The following is an 18,114-nucleotide window of genomic DNA, read 5'->3' as shown; positions in this document are numbered from 1 at the left end:
GGGACGGTGGCGGACGAGGAGCAGCAGGTCCCGACGGAGCTCGACCGGTTGCTCGAGGAGGACCCGGCCGACCTCTACGAGAACGCGCCCTGCGGCTACCTGTCGATGGTGCCCGACGGGCGGGTGGCCAAGGTCAACGGCACCTTCTGCGCCTGGACCGGCCGCACGCCCGAGGAGGTCCGCGGCAGCCGGCTGCCCGACTTGCTCAGCGCCGGCGGGCGGGTCTACTACGAGACGCACCTGGCGCCGCTGCTGCGGCTGCAGGGCGTGGTGCGGGAGGTCGCCCTCGACGTCGTCCGCGCCGACGGCACGGTGCTGCCGTGCCTGGTCAACGCCGTCGAGGTCCGCGACGACGACGGCCGGCCGCTGCTGGTCCGCGCCACCCTGTTCGAGGCCACGTCGCGGCGGCGCTACGAGCAGGCGCTGCTGGCCGCGCAGCGCGCCACCGCCGACTCCGAGGTGCGGGCCCGCACGCTGCAGCAGGTCGTCTCCGAGCTGGCCGCCGCGGGCACGCCCGAGCAGGTCGCCGACGTCGTCGTGCGCCGCGCCCGCGCCGCGGTGCAGGCCGGTGGCGCCGGCCTGTGGCTGGCCGCCGCGGCCACCGGAGCGGACACGGGCCGGCCGCGGCCGGTCGTCCTCGCCGCCGCCGACGGCCTGGCCCCCGAGCTGCTCGCGGCGCTGGTCGCCGCGGCCGAGGCCGGCGCGCAGCTGGTGCGCTCCGGTGAGGTGCAGGTGGTGCCGCTGGGCCCGGGGCTGCGCGAGCGGTGGCCCGACCTCGCCACGGCGATGGCCGAGGCGGGGCAGGAGGCCGTCGTCGTCGTGCCGGTGTCGGCCGCCGACGACCGGCACCTGGGGGCGCTGGTCCTCGTCCTCGGGGTCACCGATGACAGCGAGCTCATCAGCCTGGCCGAGCCGGGCACCCGCGGGGCGCTCGTCCCCGCCGACGCCGACCTGCTGGCGACGCTGGGGCGCCAGGCGGGCCAGGCGCTCGAGCGGGTCCGGCTGCTGCTGGAGACCGTGCGGCAGGCCGCCCGGTCGGCGTTCCTCCTCGAGGCCGCGCGCCTCCTGGCCGGCGGCCACGGCATGACCGAGACGGTCGAGGGCCTCGCGGCGCTGGCGGTGACCCGGCTCGCCGACGTCTGCGTGATCGACCTGGTGACCGATCGCGGTCTGGTCGAGCCGGTGGTGGCGCACACCGACCCCGCCCGGCGGCACCTCGTCGAGGAGCTGCGCGACCTGCACCTGCCGCGCCGCGACGGCCGCCACCCCAGCGTCCGGGCGATGGTCGGCCGCCGGACGGTGTGGCTGCGCGGCGTCGACGACGCCGACCTGCAGCGGATGGCCACCGGCCCCGGCCACCTCGCCGTGTCCCGCGCGCTGGAGCTGGCCGACCTCGTCTGCGTGCCGCTGCTGGTGGACAACCGGCCGCTCGGGGTGATCAGCCTGGGCAACGGGGCGCAGCGCGGCCCGTTCAGCGAGGCCGACGTCGAGACCGCCGAGCAGCTGGCCCTGCAGATGTCGCAGGGCCTGGAGGTGGCGGCGCGGTTCGAGCTGGAGTCGCGGACGTCGCACACCCTGCAGGCCAGCCTGCTGCCCCCGGTGCCGCCGCACGTGCCCGGCCTGGCCGTGGCGGTGCGCTACCTGCCCGGCAGCAGCGGCGCCGACGTCGGCGGCGACTTCCACGACGTCGTGGCGCTGCCGGAGGGCGACGTCGCGCTGGCGGTCGGGGACGTCGTCGGCCACGACGTCACCGCCGCGGCCACCATGGGGCAGCTGCGCAGCGTGCACCGCGCGTTCCTCGCCGACCGGCCGGGCCCGTCCGAGCTGGTCGACCGGCTCCACGGCAGCTGGCCGCTGCTGGGGCTCCCGCGGATGGCCACCGCGATGTTCGCCCGGCTCGACCCGGCCACCGGCGCGCTGCGGATCGCCTCGGCCGGGCACCTGCCGCCGCTGCTGGTCGCCGGCGGGCGCGCCGAGCTGCTCGACGTCGTCCCCGGCCGGCTGCTCGGCGCGCCACCCGGCCCGGCGCCGGAGTGGAAGGGGGAGCTGCCGGTGGGCGCCACGCTGGTCCTCTACACCGACGGGCTGGTGGAGAGCCGCACCGCCGACCTCGACGTGGGGCTGGCCCGGCTGCGGACCGTCGCGGCCGACGCGAGCGGCGACGGGCCGGCCGACCCCGGCGAGCTCTGCGACCGGCTGCTGGCCGCGCTGACCGGCCCGCACCGGGCCGACGACGTCGCGCTGCTCGCCCTCACCCGGCTGCGCTGACCCGGCTGCACCGACCCGGACCTGCTGACCCGGACGGCTGGCGGGTCGGGGCCGCCGGGCGGACCATCCCGGTAGCGCCGCAGCACGCCGGCGCGCACCGGCGAGGAGGCCGCCGTGGGACCTGCCGACGACGACGGCGAGCCGCGGCGCGCCGCGAGCGAGGACCTGTCCGACGCCCTCGACGGCGCCGGCGGCGACCTCACGATCTCCGGCGACGCGATGCGCTGGTCACCCGAGCAGGCCGCGGCGCCGGCACCGCCGCCGTCGTCGTCGTTCCCGGGCCTGGACGTCGCGGCGGGGCTCGGCTCGGTGCTGGGCCTGGACCCCGCGCAGGTGCGCCGGCTGGTGTCCGGGGTGGTCACCCGCATGGCGACCATCGCCGGGGAGGCCGTCACCGAGCTGCGGCAGCGGGCCTCCGACGCGTTCCCGGGGGACGAGCGCCGCTGAGGGCACGCGCCGGGGGAGTGGGGTGTCCGACACCCCGTCCGCGGGTGGGACACGGGGGTGACCTGTACAACCGACGGTGACAACTGCCACGCCGAGGTGGGGGACCGTCCCATGAGCAACGACCAGTTGACCCTGGCGCCCGCGCCGCCGTCGGAGGCCGCCGAGCAGGTGCGCCTGGAGGTGCGGCGGTTCCTCGCCGAGGAGCTCGCCGCCGGCAGCTTCACCACCCACGTCGACACCTGGCTGTCCGGCGTCGACCCCGACTTCTCCCGGAAGCTCGGCGCCCGCGGCTGGCTGGGGATGACCTGGCCGAAGGAGTACGGCGGCCACGAGCGCAGCGCGATGGAGCGCTACGCCGTCACCGAGGAGCTGCTCGCCGCCGGCGCCCCGGTGGCCGCGCACTGGATCGCCGACCGCCAGTCCGGGCTCGCGCTGCTGCGCTACGGCACCGAGGCGCAGCGCAAGGAGATCCTGCCGCGCATCGCCGCCGGCCAGTGCTACTTCGTCATCGGGATGAGCGAGCCCGACAGCGGCTCCGACCTCGCCTCCATCCGCACCCGCGGCACCCGCAACGCCGACGGCGACTTCGTGGTCAACGGCGCGAAGGTGTGGACGAGCAACGCCCACCACTCCCACTACGGGATCGTGCTGGTGCGCACCGGCCCGCCCGGTGAGGGCCCGCGCGGTAAGCACCAGGGCCTGACCCAGCTGGTGGTCGACCTGTCGCTGCCCGGCATCACGGTCAACCCGATCCGCATCCTCGACGGCGGCCACCACTTCAACGAGGTGGTGTTCGACGACGTCGTCGTCCCCGGCGACATGCTGCTCGGCGAGGAGGGCAACGGCTGGCACCAGGTGACCGCGGAGCTGGCCTTCGAGCGGTCCGGTCCCGAGCGGTTCCTCTCCACCTGGCCGCTGCTGGCCGAGTTCGGCCGGCGCGCCGCCGCCACCGGCGACCCAGCGCAGCTGGCGGTGCTGGGGCGGCTGTCGTCGCGGGCGCTGGCGCTGCGGCAGCTGTCGCTGCGCATCGCGGCGGCGCTGGACCGCGGGGAGCTGCCCGACATCCCGGCCGCGCTGGTCAAGGACATGGGGACGACGTTCGAGCAGGACGTCGTCGACGAGGTGCGCCGGGTGGTCGACGTGCCCGCGTCGCTGGACAGCCCCGACCCGCTCGGGCGGGCGCTCGCCGAGGCCCAGCTGCACGCGCCGGGCTACACGCTGCGCGGCGGGACCAACGAGATCCTCAAGGGGATCGTGGCGCGCGGGCTGGGCCTGCGATGACCGCATCCGACCAGGACCTGGTGGTCGAGACCGTCCGGGAGATCCTCGCCGGGCACGAGCCGTTCGTGCTGACGGCCGAGCGGCAGTGGGACGAGGGCCTGTGGACCGCGCTGGCCGGGGCCGGGCTGACCGGCGTCGGGCTGCCCGAGGAGTCCGGCGGCTCCGGCGGCGAGCTCGCCGACGCCGTGGCGGTCGTGCGGACGCTGGCCGCGGGGGCCGGCGCGGTGCCGGTGGCCGAGCAGCTGCTGGTCGCCGGGCCCGCGCTGCTGGCCGCCGACCTCGACCTGCCCTCGCCGGAGGAGCCGCTGACGATCGCGGTGGACGGCGCGGTCACCGCCGAGCCCTCCGACGACGGCGACGGCCCGGGCCGGTTCGTCCTCACCGGCACCGCCACCGACGTGCCGTGGGCCGGCGTCGCCCGGCACGTCGCGGTGCTGGCGACCCCGCCCGCGGGGATCGAGGGCGCGGTGCTCGCCGTCGTCGACACCGCCGGGCTGGGCGCGTCCCGGGCGGTCAACCTGGCCGGGGAGCCGCGCGGGTCGCTGGTGCTCGACGGCGTCGGCGTGCCCGGCGCGCTGCTGTCCCCGGCGCAGGTGACGCGGGTGCGGGCGCGCTACGCCCTGGCCCGCGCGGTGCAGCTGTCCGCGGCGCTGGAGCAGGTGCTGGCCTGGACGGTGCAGTACGCCGGCGAGCGGGTGCAGTTCGGCCGGCCGCTCGGCAAGTTCCAGGCCGTCCAGATGGAGCTGGCGCAGATGGCCGGCGAGGTCACCGCCACCACCGCGCTGGTCGACGCCGCCGTGCAGGCGCTGGACCGGGACGAGGAGACGGTGGAGCTGGCGGCCGCCGCGGCGAAGGTGCGGGCGGGGGAGGCGGTCGAGACCGTCGCCAAGCTCGCCCACCAGGTGCACGGCGCGATCGGCTTCACCCAGGAGCACCGGCTGCACCACCTCACCCGGCGCTGCTGGTCCTGGCGCGACGAGGCCGGCACCGAGTCGGTGTGGTCCCGCGTGCTCGGCGCCGGCCTGGTCGCCGACGGTGGCGACGACGTCTGGCCCACCTTCACCCGCGTGGTGTGACGCCGGGTCCGCCCCCTGTCCGCCTTTCGCGCGCGAAAGGCGGACAGGGGAGACCTCAGACCGTCTCGGGGATCCGCAGGTGGGCCAGGACGAGGTCGAACTCGTCGTGGTCGGTGATCTCCATGCGCATGAGCCGGGCGAAGTCGTCCCGGCTGGCCCGTGCGTGGGTGCGGCTGGCGGCCATGCAGTCGCGGTTCTCGAAGGTCACCGCCGACGCCGCCTCCCCCTTCTCGCGGTCGAGGAAGAGGCTGACGCTGACGAAGCCGCCGTAGTCCTCCATCCGCGGCACCATGATCGTGCGGTAGGCGTCGAGCACGCGGTCGACGTCCTCGGGCGCACAGCGGCTCCACGTCACCCGGGTGCACGCCCCCGACGGCGCCTCGGAGCGGCGGTGCATGACGGCGACCTCCCACTCGTGCACCTCGGGCGGTCCGCCGAAGATGCCGCCGGCGTGCTCGCGCATGCCGCGGATGCCCTCCTCGCTGGCGGCCATCGCCTCCGCGTCGCGCCAGCCCGAGGTGACGATGCTGCGGCCGGACTCCCGGTCGGCCAGCATCGACAGCCCCACGCAGCCGGGCATCGCGGTGACCGCGGGCATGACCTCGTCGATGACGTAGGTGATGCCGTCCTCGATGGTCATCGGGCTACCGGTGAGCGTGGTCGAGCGTGCGTACATGCGGTCCTCCCTCGGACGGCGGCGCCCCACGGCACCGCCGCGTCCCACAGCGTCCTCGCGTGGGGGCTCCGGCGGAAGCCCCGGCCCGTCAGCGGCGGCGGATGTCCTGCCGGTGACCGCGCGGGGCGTGCCGCGGCGGGCGCCGGCCGCTGGCCATGACCAGGCCCAGCACGCGGTAGCGGTGCGGGCGGTGGGGCTCCAGCAGGTCGAGCATCGCGGCGTCGTCGGCGCGGTGCCGCCCGGCCAGCGCCCACGCCACCAGCGACGGGATGCCGCTGTCGCCGGGGATGACGGCGTCCCGATCGCCCCAGGTCAGCGCGGCCAGGCAGCCGGTGGTCCACGGGCCGATGCCGGGGACGGCGCGCAGCGCGGCGGTGCCGGGAGCGACGTCGTCGTCGGCGAGGTGCTGGTGGCGGGCCAGCGCCAGGCCGGCGCCGACGAGGGTCGAGGCCCGCGTGCGCTCGAGGCCGAGGCGGTGCAGGTCGACCGGGGACAGCCGGGCCAGCGTCGCCGGTGCCGGCGGTGCCCACAGGCCGTCGACGCCGGGAGCGGGGGAGCCGTGGGCGGTGACCAGGCGGCGCCACTGGTCGGCGGCGGAGATCCGGTCGATGCGCTGCTGCACGACCAGGCAGGCCAGGTCGTGCCAGAGCGTGCCGGTGCGGGCGATCCGCCGCCGGCCGTGCCGCCGCCACAGGTCGCGCAGCGGCTGGGCGGGTGGGTCGAAGCCGGCGACGTCGTCCTCGCAGCCCAGCAGCCGCGGGGCGCGGTCGAGCAGCCAGCCGGCGCCGTCGCCGGAGGCCTCGACCCGCGCGGTGCCGCCGTCCGGGGACCAGGTGACGACGACGGTGCCGCTGCCGTCCGGCGTCCAGGTGGCGCGCTCGAACCGGCCGGGCGCCAGCCGCGTCGTCGGGTCGCGGGGCAGCCAGGCGACCGATCCGAGCGTGGCGGCGAGGTCGGTGTCGCCGGTCGGGACCTGGAGGACGCGGGCACCTGCCGATACTGCACCCGTGCAGACCGCTCTCGTCCTCGTCCACGACGCCGACCCCTCCCGCGGGCACCGCCTGGTCGGCACCCTGCGGCCCGCGCTGGAGGCGCAGGGGCTGACGGTCGTCGTCGGCACCACCGTGGGGCCGTCCCCGCTGCTCACCGACCTGCCCGACCCCGCCGGCCTGCGCACGCTCGTGGTGGTGGGCTCGGGTGCGGCCGCGTACGACGACACCGTGCCGTGGCTCGGGGCGGAGCTGGCCTACCTGCGGCGGGCGGTCGACGCCGGGACGCCGGTGCTCGGCGTCTGCTTCGGCGGGCAGGCGATGTCGCGGGTGCTGGGTGGCGTGGTGTCCGAGGCTCCGGAGGGGGAGCACGGCTTCCTCGACGTCGAGTCCGCCGACGCCTCGCTGGTGCCGGCCGGTCCGTGGTTCGAGTACCACGGCGACCGGTTCACGGTGCCGCCCGGCGCGGTGGAGGTCGCGCGCACCGCGCGGGCGGTGCAGGCGTTCACGTCGGGGCCGCACCTGGGCGTGCAGTTCCACCCGGAGATCGACCCGGGCGCCTTCTCGGCGTGGGAGGAGACCTGGGCGCTCACCGGCCCGCCGCCGCCCGAGGCCGCCGCGCTGGTGCCGGGGCTGCGGCGGGAGATCGCCGAGCGGGCACCCGAGGCGGCCGCGGCCTGCGCCCGGCTGGTGGCGGCGTTCCTCGACCGGGCCGACGGGCTGTCCGACGACGTGGCCGCCTGAGCCCGTGGCCGTGGCCGGGCGACGGCGGCGGCGCGGCAGGATGCCCCCGTGAGCGCTGACCGGCACGGGCACACCCACCGTCTCGACCTGGCCGACGCGACCGTCCGGGAGTGGGACGCGACCGTCGTCGCCGTCGACCCGGAGCGGGGGATCGTCCTCGACCGGTCGGCCTTCTACCCGGGCGGTGGGGGGCAGCCGCCGGACGAGGGCGTGCTGCTCTGGGGCGGGGTGCGCACCCGGATCGCCGGGACGGTCAAGGGCGACGACCTCTACCTCGTGCCGGCCGAGGGCGACCCGGTGCCGCCGCCCGGGACGGCGGTGCGCGGCGCGCTGGACGACGAGCGGCGGACGGCGCTCATGCGCACGCACTCGGGGCTGCACGTGCTCACCGGCGTCGTGCTCCGCGACTTCGGCGCCAAGGTGACCGGCGGCAACATGGAGCCGCTGGTCGCCCGGATGGACTTCGACCTGCCCGAGGTGCCCGCCGACTTCCGCGACCGCATCACCGAGGCGGTCAACGCCGAGATCGCCGCGGACCGGCCGATCGAGGTCCGCACGCTGCCGCGCGAGGAGGCCTATGCCATCCCGGACCTCATCCGGACGGCGACCGACCTGCTGCCGCCGGACATCGAGCAGGTGCGCATCGTCGACATCGTCGGTCTCGACACCCAGGCCGACGGCGGCACCCACGTCGCGTCGACGGCGATGGTCGGGCGGGTGGAGGTCGTGAAGCTGGAGAACAAGGGCCGCGGGTTTCGCCGGCTGCGCGTGCGCATCATGTGAAGGACGCATCGCCGTCGCCGAGCGGGCCTATTCCAGCCGACCTAGTCTCGCGGTGTGCGGAGAGCAGGCTCGGCACCGGTGGCCGCGGAGGGCGTAGTCGTCGTGCCCTGGCTGCGGAGGCTGCTGCTCCTCGTCGCGCTGATCGCCGGGATCCACGGCGTCCTGCTCATGTCGGCCGGTGCCGCGCGCGCCGACGACCCCCTCGTCCTCGCCCCGCTCGGCGATGCGCTGGAGGACGTCGCGACGGCGGCGAGTGACGCTGCCGCGGAGGTGACCGAGCCGGTCGCCGAGCCGGTCGCCGAGCCGGTGGCGGAGGTCGCCGCCGAGGTCGTGCCGGACGTTCCCGCGGAGGCCCCTGCTCCCGTGGTCGAGGTCGTTGACGTCGTCGAGCCGGTCATGGAGCCGGTGGCGGAGGTCGTCGAGCAGGCGCCGGAGCCGGTCGCGGAGGTCGTGCCGGACGTTCCCGCGGAGGCCCCTGCTCCCGTGGTCGAGGTCGTTGACGTCGTCGAGCCGGTCATGGAGCCGGTGGCGGAGGTCGTCGAGCAGGCGCCGGAGCCGGTCGCCGAGGTCGTGCCGGACGTTCTCGCGGGAACGCCGGCGCCGGTGATCGAGCCAGTCGCAGACACGTCCGCGGAAGTGCTCGAGCCGGTGGCGGAGGTCGTCGAGCAGGCGCCGGAGCCGGTCGCCGAGGTCGTGCCGGACGTTCTCGCGGGAACGCCGGCGCCGGTGATCGAGCCAGTCGCAGACACGTCCGCGGAAGTGCTCGAGCCGGTGGCGGAGGTCGTCGAGCAGGCGCCGGAGCCGGTCGCCGAGGTCGTGCCGGACGTTCCTGCGGAGGCCCCCACTCCCGTGGTCGAGGCGGTCATCGACGTCGTCGAGCCGGTCCTGGAGCCGGTGTTCGAGGTCGTGCCGGACGTTCCCGCGGAGACGGTCGAGCCGGTCACCGAACCCGTCGTCGAGCCGGTCGTGGACGTTCCGGCCGAGGTGCTGGCGCCGGTTGTCGAACCGGTGATCCCGGTGGTCGAGCAGGTCGTCGACGTTCTCGCGGGAACGGTGCAGCCGGTGGTCGAGACAGTTGTGCCACCCACCGCACGGCCGGTGGGGCCACCCGCGAGGGACGTCCCGGGCAAGGCGGTCGGCCGGGATGGGCCGCCGGTGCCTGAGGTCGTCGAGTCGGTGGTCCCGCCTGTGGCGGCTCCGGTCCGCGAGGTCGTCGCGCCCGTGCTGCCGCCGGTGGTCGAGGTCGTCGCGCCTGCGCTCCCGCCCGTGGCCGCTCCGGTGCGCGAGGTCATCGCGCCGGTGATCGAGCCGGTGGCGGAGGTCCTTCCTCCCGTGGTTCCTCCCGTGGCGGCTCCGGTCCGTGAAGTCGTCGCTCCGGTGGTCGAGCCGGTGGTGGAGGTCGTTGCGCCGGCGCTGCCACCGGTAGTCGAGGTCGTTGCGCCCGCGCGGCCGCCGGTGGTCGAGGTGGTAGCTCCCGCGCTCCCGCCGGTGGTCGGCGTCGTCCCACCGGTGGTCGCTCCGGTTGTCGAGGTCGTCGCACCCATGCGGCCGCCGGTGGTCGAGGTGGTCGTGCCCGCGCTTCCGCCCGTGGTCGAGGTCGTCGTTCCGGTGGTCGAGCCGGTCCTGGAGGCCGTCGCACCCACACGGCCGCCGGTGGCCGTGGTGGTCGCACCCGCGCGGCCGCCGGTTGTCGGGGTCGTCCCGCCGCTGGTCGCTCCGGTGGAGGGCTTTCCCGCGGGAACGGTGCAGCCGGTCGTGGAGGCCGTGGCTCCGGTGGTCGCTCCGGTGGTCGAGGTCATCGCGCCCGCGCCGCCGCCGGTGATCGGAGCCGTGACGCCGGTGATCGAGGCCGTCGCCCAGGTCGTCGCGCCTGTGATCCCGCCGGCGGCCGTGGCCGTCGCGCCGGTGGTCGACCCGCTGCCGCCAGTCGTCGCGCAGGCGGTCAACACCGTTCCGGCTCAGACCGTCACGGCCCCCACCGCGACGATCATCCAGGCCGTCGTCCCGCCGCCGGCGCCGGTCGTCCAGGCCGTCGTCCCGCCGGTCGAGCCGGTCGACGTCACTCCCCTGGCAACCGCGCCGGTCCCGCAGCCTGCCGCGAACACGACAGCGTCCGTCATCACCTCGCCGGCGGCCTCCGTGGGTCAGTCGGCGGCGCTGGTCGTCACGTCCGTCCTCGAGGACGCGGTCGAGACGGCGCTGTCCGCCGTCGCCACGGCCGTCGGCGGCCGGGCCGCCTCCACCACGGCCCACGGGCCCGCGTGCCGGTCGGTCGTCCCATCGCTCGTCCACTCCGTGGCCGTCCTGGGCGGAGGCATGGCAGACGTCGGGCGGGCGGCGCCGCCGACCCACGCGGGCACGGATCCGGTGCCCGCCGGTGAGCCGGTGGAGCCCGTCCTGCCGGTCGAGCCCACCCCGACCCCGCCGGGACCCAAGCCCGCGGGACCGACCTCGCCGTCGGCGTCGTCCTCGACGTCCCTCGCCGCGGTGGCGGCCGTCTGCCCGTCCTCGGTGCCGCCCACCACCGTCGTCACCCTCCTGGCACCCGCGTCGGCCCCCGCCGTCGCCGCTGCCGCTCTGCGCGACCCGTCCTTCTCGCCCGACTGACCTCCTCGCCAGGCGCGCACCTGCCGCCGGCCCGGTCGGGCTCTCCCGTACCGCCCCGCGAGCCGTGCGCGCCTTCCCGGGTGTGACCCCTTCCTGGCTCCGGCTGGGTCGGGGCCACCGGGCGGGGAGGTATCGGGGATGGAGGTTCCGCGCACCGGCGACAGTCGGGGCGGCACCTCTGACCTCCCCGCCCGTTCCTCAGGACGACGGGGGCGGCGGCGACGTCGCCGCCCCCGTCGACCTGACCCCTGCGGGGTGCCGACCGCGCGCGGACACCTGCCGCACCGCGCCGAGCTGGTGCACAGTGCCGCACGTGGTCGTCTTCATCGCCGTCGTGGTCGCCGTGTCGTTCGTCGTCCTCGCCTCCGCCCTCCAGCGTTCCGTCCGCCGGTCGGGCGGCGGCCGGCAGTCACGCCGCAACGGCGGGGACGGCGGTGGCGGCGACAGCTGGTTCCACCACACCGGTTCCGACGGGCACCACTCCGACTCCGGTGGCGGCTGGGGCGGCGACAGCGGTGGTGGCGACGGCGGCGGGGGTGGCGGCGGCGACTGATCCCGGTCGCGCAGGTCTGGCGCCGGGAGCCTCCGCGCGGGACAGTTCCGCCATGACGGTCATCGTGCTGATGGCGGTGTTCTCGGCGGTCCTGTTCGCGGCCCTGGCCGTGCACCGGCGCCGCTCCGTGCGCGGCTCGTGGTCCGACGGTTCCTACCGTCGCGGCCACGCGCCCGGCTACCTCGCCGGCGGTGCCTACCTCGCCGACGGAGGCGGCGGTGGGGTCGGCGGCGGCTTCGACGGCGGCGGTGGTGGTGGCGGGGACGGCGGTGGCGGCGGCTGCTGAGCCGCGGTCCTAGCGCCGCTCGTCGTCGGGCCGGTGGCCGATGCCGCCTGCCCCGCGGTCGGCCGGCACCTCCTCGCCCTGCGCGACCGGCCCGGGCGGGGTGCCGTCCCCGAACGGTGAGCCGCCGAGCTCATCGCGGCCGTGCGCCGTCAGCCAGTTCGACGTGTCCGGTCCCATCGGGATGACCTGCGTCGGGTTGATGTCGGCGTGGACGACGAAGTAGTGCTCCTTGATCTGCGGGAAGTCGGTGGTGTCGCCGAACCCCGGCGTCTGGAACAGGTCGCGCGCGTACGCCCACAGCGCCGGCATCTCGCTCAGCTTCTGCCGGTTGCACTTGAAGTGGCCGTGGTAGACGGCGTCGAAGCGCGCCAGCGTGGTGAACAGGCGGACGTCGGCCTCGGTGATCGTCTCGCCCATGAGGTAGCGCTGCGTCGTCAGCCGCTCCTCGAGCCAGTCCAGCGCCGTCCAGAGCCGGTCGTAGGCCCTGTCGTAGGCGCGCTGTGAGCCGGCGAACCCGCAGCGGTACACGCCGTTGTTGACCTCCGTGTAGACGCGCTGCATCACCTCGCCCATCTCGTCCCGCAGGTGCTCGGGGTAGAGGTCGGGGGCGCCGTCGCGGTGGTGGGCGGTCCACTGCGTGGAGAAGTCGAGCGTCATCTGCATGAAGTCGTTGGTGACGACGGCCTTCGTCGGGACGTCGACCATCGCCGGCACGGTGATCCCGCGCGGGTACTCCGGGTCGCGGGCGAAGAAGGCCTCCTGCAGCCGCTCGTAGCCCAGCACCGGGTCACGGCCGCCCGGGTCGAGGTCGAAGGTCCAGCTGCGCTCGTCGTGCGTGGGCCCGCAGATGCCCATCGAGAACGCCTGCTCCAGGCCCAGCAGCCGGCGCACGATCGCCGCCCGGTTCGCCCAGGGGCACGCGCGCGCGATGACCAACCGGTAGCGGCCCGCCTCCACCGGCCAGGGACTCGACCCGTCGGCGGTGATCCGGTCAGTGATGTAGTTCGTGTCGCGGCTGTACTCCTGGCCGCCGGCGACGTATCCGGATCCGCTGTTGTCGGTCACGGGACGAGCCTCGCGGACGGCGGCGGCGAGCGCCCGGTGGAGCCTCCCACTCGCAACTCCTGCGCAACGTCGTGCTCTGAGTCCCCGGCGGACTCAGAGCACGACTGCGCGCCGCCCTACAGCCGCGACGTCGTCGCCTCGTCCTCCCGGCCGTCGAAGTACCGCTCGAGGACAGCGCGGAACTGCGGTCGTGCGGGGTCGGCGTGCGCGAACAGCGTCACCGACGAGCGCAGCTTCATCGCGTCGACGGGTCCGAGCACCGCGGTGGCGTCGTCTCCCGGCAGGTCGAGCAGCGCCTGTGCGCACTCGACCAGGCGGGGGCCGAGCACCGGGTGGGCGAGGTAGGCGCGGGCCTCGTCGAGCCCGCTGATCGCGTAGTGCTGCGCCGTCGGGCTGCGGCCGAGCCCGGCGACCTGCGGGAAGACGAACCACATCCAGTGGCCGGTCTTGCGCCCGGCGCGCAGCTCGGCGAGGGCCCGCTCGTAGGTGCCGGCCTGGGCGTCGACGAAGCGGGACAGGTCGACGATCACCCCGGCCCCCTGCCCGCGCTCAGCCTCACCGACACCCGGTCCGGTGCTGCGGCCTATCGCGGAACGACCGTGACCGGGCACCGGAGGCCCGGTGCGCGCCCCAGGCGTCCGTCCGCGGTCACCACCGGGCAGTCGAGGGCCTCGGCCAGTGCGACGTAGGTGGCGTCGTAGGCCGTCACGTTCTCCCGCAGTTCCCAGACCCTGCCCAGGAGACCGGTCGCCGCGTGACGGGTGACGCCGAGCCGACGCCACGTATCGAGCGCTGCCCGGCCCTGCTCCGCGGTCACGCGGCCCACTGCCACGGAGCGGCGCAGCGCACTGGTGACCTCGACGTCGACCAGATGCGGCACGTGTACCCGCTCCCGGGCCAGCAGGTCCCTGGCGGGACCGGCGTTGAAGAGAGCGCTGACGGCGGCTGATGCGTCGGCGACGATCACCGTCCTGCGCGCTCGGCGTCCAGTCCTGCGACTACGTCGTCCGCGGACACGTCCAGATCGGGCAGCTCGGCGAGCAGGGCCGGGTTGTCCACCCGCCGGGAGGCAGCGGCGAGCTCGCGGACGGCCAGGGCTCCCACGGACATCGCCTCACGGGCCGCCAGGCGTTCGAGGCGCTCGACGACCTCGTCGGGGACGTTGCGCAGGTACAGGGTCCGCATGTCGCAAGATGCTAGCAATCTGCTAGCGGTTCTGCGCTCAGTCGTACGGGTTCGTGAGGACGGCGGCTGCCTCGACGACGTCGAAGGTCACCGGCGGTCCGTCGGTGGTGGTGGTGCCGGGGACGTCGGCCGGGGCGCTGCCGTCGACGGTGAACGTCGCGCCCCAGGTCACGGTGAGGCTCGCGGTGTAGGTGCCCGAGCGGTACAGGTGCTCGGCGGCGTGGTCGGGATAGGCGCTGCCGGGCTCCGTGGTGGTGAGCGTCGGGGTGGTGCGGTCGCCGGTGCGCCAGGTGAACTGCTCGGCCTCGGCGACGATGACCACGGTGAAGCCGCGGATGTCCACGGTGAAGGTCTGCGTGGCGGGGGAATCGGTCCAGAACACCACCGGCAGCCCGGACAGCCCGTCGCCCGGTGGCGCGTGCTCGGTGGTCAGCTGGGGGAGAGGCAGACGCTCGAAGTAGGTGAAGACCTCCTCCGGCGTGGGCGGCGGGTTCAGTGCCGTGATGTCGATGCAGGCCGTGCGATCTGTGGTCCACCCGCCGATGGGATCCCCAGGCAGCGCACCGGGCGGCACCGGTACGACTGCGGTGCCGTCGGGGCGGACGATCGGCCGCTGCTGGACGGTCAGGTAGCGGACCACCTGCCCGGGCTCCGCCGGGCAGTTCTCAAAGTCCAGGGCGTTGCAGACGCCGCCGCCCTCCTCCACCAGCGCACAGGGCCGCATCAGTCGCCAGACGTAGTCGACGGTCCCCGCGCCGCTTGCGCCGACGACCGAGCCGACGTTGGCACTGCTGTACCAGGCGTCGATGGCGCTGTCTCGCGCCGCGGTACCTCCGCAGTCGTCGAGTTGGCAGGCCTGAGCCGATCCACTGGCGACGACCCAACTGCTCACCATCGCTAGGGACAAGAGGAACCGGGCGAGGATTCTCATCCGAGCTGAAATGCCGTGACCAACCACGACTGCGTCGAGGTGGACCAGATGAGGTAGAGGCCGGAAAACAATCTTGGTGCGACCTCGGCGCGCCCTTCGATCTCCGTCCCGGCACTGTCTACGAGCGACACAGGTTCCCGGCGAGCGCTAAAGCTGAACTTCGCCGTGTCCCCCTCGATGATCGGCGAGGGCACATCGACGAGCGATACCTCGCCACCGATGTACCTGCTTCCGACTGCTGCAGCATCGTCGTAGTTCGTCGCGATGCGCAGGCACTCCTGGCAGTCCGGCCCCAGGTCGCGCAGCGGCTGGCCCGCGGGGATCGCCCGCTGGCGGTTGAGCAGGTCGATCCAGTAGCGGAGGAAGGCCTCGGCGCCGGCGGCGTCCTTCGTCCGAGCCTCGGGTGGCACCGGGAAGTCCGCCGGGCCGACCGCGGGCAGCGCCTCGGTGGTCGGAGCCGGGGACGAGGTGGAGGGGAGGCTCTCGCTCGGGGCCTCGGCGGCCTCGCTCGCACACCCGGCCAGCAGCGCCGTCCCGAGTGCCACGGCCACCGCCGTCAGCCGCGTACGCCGAAGGTGATCACGCACGGTCGGGGACGATAACCAGAACGCTGCCCATCACGGGGGCACCCTGGGGACAACGCCACCCGAACGGCGGGGCACGGGCACCCGACCCGTCGACCGAGACGTCCAGCACCGCGGTGATCATCGGATCCTTGCCGTCCGCACCGGCGTGTCCGCGCGCATCAGCGGCGACGAGCCGTTGATCAACACGCGAGTCGAACGGAGCTCACGCCGGCAGCAGTGCCTCCAGGCCCTGGTCGGACTCCGCGGCCAGCGCCCGCCCGAGCGCGACCGCGTGCGTCATCCGCAGCGATCCGGCCAGCCACAGCAGGACGTCGTGCAGCCGGAGCCGGGTGAGCGGGTGGCCCAGCAGCGTCGCCGTCGCCGTCTCCAGGGTCGTGAACGCGCCGGCGTTGGCCGTCAGCTCCCGGTGGACGGCGGCCTCCGGCCCGCTGTCCCCCTCGCGCAGGTGCCCGTAGAGCTGCCGCCACGTGACGCCGTCGGTCAGCGGCACCAGCGCCGGGTACCGCGAGTGCAGCGCGGCGCGCACGTGCCGGTCGGCGAGCCCCCGCAGCGCCGCGCCGACCGTCCCCGGTTCCGTGAGCACCGAGAACTCGTCGTCGGGGAGCTCCCAGAACGCGCGCCCGGCCGACCGCTCGACCACCGAACCCACCAGCGGCCAGACGTCGTCCAGGGTCGAGCGCACGCGGCGCCACGCGGCCGGGTCGAGGCGGCCGTGCAGGCCCTCGGCGACGAGCACGTCGCGGTCGGTTGGCCGGTCGCCGGTCTCGGGCGGCTGGCCGTCGAAGCGGTCGTGCGCGAAGGCGAGCACCTGCACCCACCGCCCCTGCGGCTGGCCGGGGGAGCGGAAGAACAGTGGCCGGCGCCCGCGCGCGTACCCGAGGACGGCGGCCAGCGCGGTGGCCAGCGGGATCGGGTCCGGGCCGGCGCTGGGGAGGACGAGGGCGGCAGTCTCCCGTCGTCCCCCTGTCACGGACGTCATTCCTACTCCGTCCGCGGCCTCCGATGAATCCGCGCGCGCCGGGCGGTCAGGACGACATGCAGACGATCGACCTGGGCCCGGCGGCCGCCACCACGGCGAGGGTCGTGGCGGGCATCCGCGACGAGCACCTGAGCACGCCCACCCCGTGCGCGGGCACCCCCGTGGCGGGGATCCTCGTGCACCTCGCCGGGCTCGCGTACGCCTTCCGCATGGCCGCCGAGCGGACGCCCGTCGACGGCACCGCCTCCGCCGACCCCACCCACCTGCCGACCGACTGGCGCGAGTACATCCCTGCGCAGCTCGACGCGCTCGCCACCGCCTGGCGCGACCCCGCGGCGCACGAGGGGATGACCGCGGCCGGCGGCGTGGAGATGCCGGGCGAGGTTGCCGCCGTCGTCGCCCTCGACGAGGTGGTGGTGCACGGCTGGGACCTCGCCGTCGCCACCGGGCAGCCCTACGACGTCGACCCCGCCGCCGCCGACGCGTGCCGGGCGTTCGCCGAGTCCTTCGGCGACGACCGGCCGTCGGGCCTGTACGGCCCGGTCGTGCCGGTACCCGCCGACGCGCCGGCCCTCGACCGGCTGCTCGGCGCCACCGGCCGCGACCCGCGCTGGCGGCCCGCCTAGTCCAGCCGCCAGAGCACCGGCTCACCGCGGCAGTCGGCGGCCACCGCCCCGCGACCCGCGGCGTCGACGTCGGCCCCGGCGACGGCGCCGCTGTCGCACAGCTCCACCTCGTCGGTGACCTCGTCGGTCGCCAGGTCCACGGTCCGCCGCAGCACGCGCGGGACCTCGCTGTCGGCGACGGTGTCGACGAGCGTGGCGACCTCGCCGGCCGGGTCGACGGTGACCAGCGCCGGGAGGTCGCCGGGCACGCTGGCCAGCACCTCGCCGTCGCGGGAGACCGTGACCTCGCCGGTGCGGCCGGCGGTCGCGTACACGGCGCCGTCCACCACGGTCAGCGGGCCGGCCGTCCCCGGGCCGGCGGGCAGCTCGGCGACCACGTCCAGGGCGGCGTCGAACGTGACCACGGTGGCGGAGCGCCCGGAGTCGGTGGCCACGGCGACTCCGCCGTCGGTGGTCTCCAGGTCGCGGGGGGTGCCCGGGAGCTCCGCCTCGTCGCGGACGGCGCCGGTCGCCGGGTCGACGGCGAACAGGCGGTGAGTGCCGTCGACGCCGCTGAGCGCGAGGTACAGCACGTCCGCGCGGGCGGTGACGTCGAGGGCCGTGACGTCGGCGGCGCCGAGCGTGCCGACCGGCTGCGGCGCACCGGCGCCCTGCGCGGTGGCGGGGACGAGGGTGACCCGGCCGGCGGCGAACCCGACGACCACTACGCCGTCGTCCGCTGCGGCGACGCGGGCGAGGCCCTGGCGCTCGGCGTCGAGCCCGGGGACCGGGACGGCGGTGGCCGAGCCGTCGGCGGTGACGTCGGCGAGGGTGAGCGGGCCGCCGGGCGGGGCCAGGAGGACGACCGCGCGGCCGTCGTCGGTGGCGGCGGCGTCGAGCACGGCGGCGTCCGCCCCGGCGACGTCGGCCAGCGACACCGTCCCGGGGCGCTGTCCCTCGGGGGACGCGGTCTCCTCCGCCGCCCCGCCACAGCCGGCGAGCAGGACGGCGGCGAGCAGGGGCCCGGCGGGACGGCGCACGACGGCGGAGTC

General features: G+C 75.7%; 20 protein-coding genes. 10 read left to right on the top strand and 10 right to left on the bottom strand.

Going from position 1 to position 18,114, the window contains the following annotated elements; all coding sequences use genetic code 11:
• Positions 1-6: 6 nt before the first annotated feature.
• The 4 genes from BM165_RS16915 (at position 7) to BM165_RS16900 (ending at position 5,072) form a co-directional block, all read left to right on the top strand.
• Positions 7-2,268, top strand: coding sequence for a SpoIIE family protein phosphatase (locus tag BM165_RS16915; protein ID WP_075014712.1), 2,262 nt, complete (start codon positions 7-9; stop codon positions 2,266-2,268).
• 114 nt (positions 2,269-2,382) lie between these two features.
• Complete coding sequence (locus BM165_RS16910; protein ID WP_244274289.1) at positions 2,383-2,715, top strand: hypothetical protein; 333 nt, start codon at positions 2,383-2,385, stop codon at positions 2,713-2,715.
• A 111-nt stretch (positions 2,716-2,826) separates the two neighbouring features.
• A complete protein-coding gene (locus BM165_RS16905; RefSeq protein ID WP_075014711.1) occupies positions 2,827-3,996 on the top strand; it encodes an acyl-CoA dehydrogenase family protein in 1,170 nt (389 codons plus the stop codon).
• Entirely contained in the window at positions 3,993-5,072 is a 1,080-nt protein-coding gene (locus tag BM165_RS16900) for an acyl-CoA dehydrogenase family protein (protein ID WP_075014710.1), read from the top strand. The genes BM165_RS16905 and BM165_RS16900 overlap by 4 nt, the downstream gene beginning before the upstream one ends.
• Before the next feature lie 55 nt (positions 5,073-5,127).
• On the opposite strand, the gene BM165_RS16895 is transcribed toward BM165_RS16900, so the two are convergent.
• Together BM165_RS16895 and BM165_RS16890 are read right to left on the bottom strand one after the other, a co-directional pair.
• Positions 5,128-5,748 carry a hypothetical protein gene (locus tag BM165_RS16895; RefSeq protein ID WP_075014709.1) on the bottom strand — a complete coding sequence of 207 codons (621 nt, stop codon included), beginning with the start codon at positions 5,746-5,748 and terminating at the stop codon, positions 5,128-5,130.
• Positions 5,749-5,836: 88 nt separating this feature from the next.
• Complete coding sequence (locus BM165_RS16890; RefSeq protein ID WP_083427439.1) at positions 5,837-6,820, bottom strand: DNA-3-methyladenine glycosylase family protein; 984 nt, start codon at positions 6,818-6,820, stop codon at positions 5,837-5,839.
• On the opposite strand from BM165_RS16890, the gene BM165_RS16885 reads away from it, so the two are divergent.
• The 5 genes from BM165_RS16885 to BM165_RS24865 all read left to right on the top strand — a co-directional run bounded on the left by BM165_RS16885 (position 6,756) and on the right by BM165_RS24865 (position 11,710).
• Positions 6,756-7,481: a type 1 glutamine amidotransferase gene (locus tag BM165_RS16885; RefSeq protein ID WP_075014708.1), complete on the top strand. Its 726-nt coding sequence runs from the start codon at positions 6,756-6,758 to the stop codon at positions 7,479-7,481. The two genes, BM165_RS16890 and BM165_RS16885, sit on opposite strands and share 65 nt — an antisense overlap.
• 48 nt (positions 7,482-7,529) lie before the next feature.
• Positions 7,530-8,264 carry an alanyl-tRNA editing protein gene (locus BM165_RS16880; protein WP_075014707.1) on the top strand — a complete coding sequence of 245 codons (735 nt, stop codon included), beginning with the start codon at positions 7,530-7,532 and terminating at the stop codon, positions 8,262-8,264.
• A gap of 54 nt (positions 8,265-8,318) precedes the next feature.
• A complete protein-coding gene (locus BM165_RS16875) occupies positions 8,319-10,871 on the top strand; it encodes a hypothetical protein (RefSeq protein ID WP_143108201.1) in 2,553 nt (850 codons plus the stop codon).
• 313 nt (positions 10,872-11,184) lie between these two features.
• Positions 11,185-11,424 (top strand): hypothetical protein, encoded by a 240-nt coding sequence (locus BM165_RS16870; RefSeq protein ID WP_143108200.1) that lies wholly within the window; start codon positions 11,185-11,187, stop codon positions 11,422-11,424.
• A 52-nt stretch (positions 11,425-11,476) separates the two neighbouring features.
• Positions 11,477-11,710, top strand: a complete 234-nt coding sequence (locus tag BM165_RS24865; protein ID WP_177225229.1) for a hypothetical protein — start codon at positions 11,477-11,479, stop codon at positions 11,708-11,710.
• Between the two features lie 9 nt (positions 11,711-11,719).
• Here the strand turns inward: BM165_RS24865 and BM165_RS16865 are convergent, their stop codons facing one another.
• The 7 genes from BM165_RS16865 to BM165_RS16835 all read right to left on the bottom strand — a co-directional run bounded on the left by BM165_RS16865 (position 11,720) and on the right by BM165_RS16835 (position 16,448).
• The gene (locus BM165_RS16865; RefSeq protein WP_075014704.1) at positions 11,720-12,775 is read right to left on the bottom strand and encodes a glutathione S-transferase family protein; all 1,056 of its coding nucleotides are present in this window, start codon (positions 12,773-12,775) and stop codon (positions 11,720-11,722) included.
• Between the two features lie 116 nt (positions 12,776-12,891).
• Positions 12,892-13,305 (bottom strand): DUF1810 domain-containing protein, encoded by a 414-nt coding sequence (locus BM165_RS16860; RefSeq protein ID WP_208976782.1) that lies wholly within the window; start codon positions 13,303-13,305, stop codon positions 12,892-12,894.
• Between the two features lie 53 nt (positions 13,306-13,358).
• Complete coding sequence (locus BM165_RS16855) at positions 13,359-13,742, bottom strand: type II toxin-antitoxin system VapC family toxin (protein ID WP_075014703.1); 384 nt, start codon at positions 13,740-13,742, stop codon at positions 13,359-13,361.
• Positions 13,739-13,960: an antitoxin gene (locus BM165_RS16850; protein WP_075014702.1), complete on the bottom strand. Its 222-nt coding sequence runs from the start codon at positions 13,958-13,960 to the stop codon at positions 13,739-13,741. Before BM165_RS16850 ends, BM165_RS16855 begins: the two co-directional genes overlap by 4 nt.
• A 37-nt stretch (positions 13,961-13,997) precedes the next feature.
• Positions 13,998-14,852 (bottom strand): hypothetical protein, encoded by an 855-nt coding sequence (locus BM165_RS16845; RefSeq protein WP_143108199.1) that lies wholly within the window; start codon positions 14,850-14,852, stop codon positions 13,998-14,000.
• 35 nt (positions 14,853-14,887) lie between these two features.
• Positions 14,888-15,478, bottom strand: a complete 591-nt coding sequence (locus tag BM165_RS16840; protein WP_143108198.1) for a hypothetical protein — start codon at positions 15,476-15,478, stop codon at positions 14,888-14,890.
• Between the two features lie 202 nt (positions 15,479-15,680).
• A complete protein-coding gene (locus BM165_RS16835; RefSeq protein WP_244274288.1) occupies positions 15,681-16,448 on the bottom strand; it encodes a hypothetical protein in 768 nt (255 codons plus the stop codon).
• Between the two features lie 65 nt (positions 16,449-16,513).
• Between BM165_RS16835 and BM165_RS16830 the strand changes: the two genes are divergently transcribed.
• On the top strand, positions 16,514-17,083 hold the full coding sequence (locus BM165_RS16830; RefSeq protein WP_075014698.1) for a TIGR03086 family metal-binding protein: 570 nt from the start codon (positions 16,514-16,516) through the stop codon (positions 17,081-17,083).
• Here the strand turns inward: BM165_RS16830 and BM165_RS16825 are convergent.
• Positions 17,080-18,102: a YncE family protein gene (locus BM165_RS16825; RefSeq protein WP_075014697.1), complete on the bottom strand. Its 1,023-nt coding sequence runs from the start codon at positions 18,100-18,102 to the stop codon at positions 17,080-17,082. The genes BM165_RS16830 and BM165_RS16825 overlap by 4 nt on opposite strands.
• Positions 18,103-18,114 lie beyond the last annotated feature (12 nt).

It is taken from the genome of Geodermatophilus obscurus, assembly GCF_900115395.1.
Classification (GTDB): Bacteria; Actinomycetota; Actinomycetes; order Mycobacteriales; family Geodermatophilaceae; genus Geodermatophilus; species Geodermatophilus obscurus_B.
This window is presented reverse-complemented; position numbering and strand designations above follow the sequence as displayed.

Excerpts from the sequence above, each read along its gene's own strand:
- BM165_RS16905 (WP_075014711.1), top strand. The coding sequence starts at position 2,827 with ATGAGCAACGACCAGTTGACCCTGGCGCCCGCGCCGCCGTCGGAGGCC.
- BM165_RS16900 (WP_075014710.1), top strand. The coding sequence starts at position 3,993 with ATGACCGCATCCGACCAGGACCTGGTGGTCGAGACCGTCCGGGAGATC.
- BM165_RS16895 (WP_075014709.1), bottom strand. The coding sequence starts at position 5,748 with ATGTACGCACGCTCGACCACGCTCACCGGTAGCCCGATGACCATCGAG.
- BM165_RS24865 (WP_177225229.1), top strand. The coding sequence starts at position 11,477 with ATGACGGTCATCGTGCTGATGGCGGTGTTCTCGGCGGTCCTGTTCGCG.
- BM165_RS16850 (WP_075014702.1), bottom strand. The coding sequence starts at position 13,960 with ATGCGGACCCTGTACCTGCGCAACGTCCCCGACGAGGTCGTCGAGCGC.
- BM165_RS16830 (WP_075014698.1), top strand. The coding sequence starts at position 16,514 with ATGCAGACGATCGACCTGGGCCCGGCGGCCGCCACCACGGCGAGGGTC.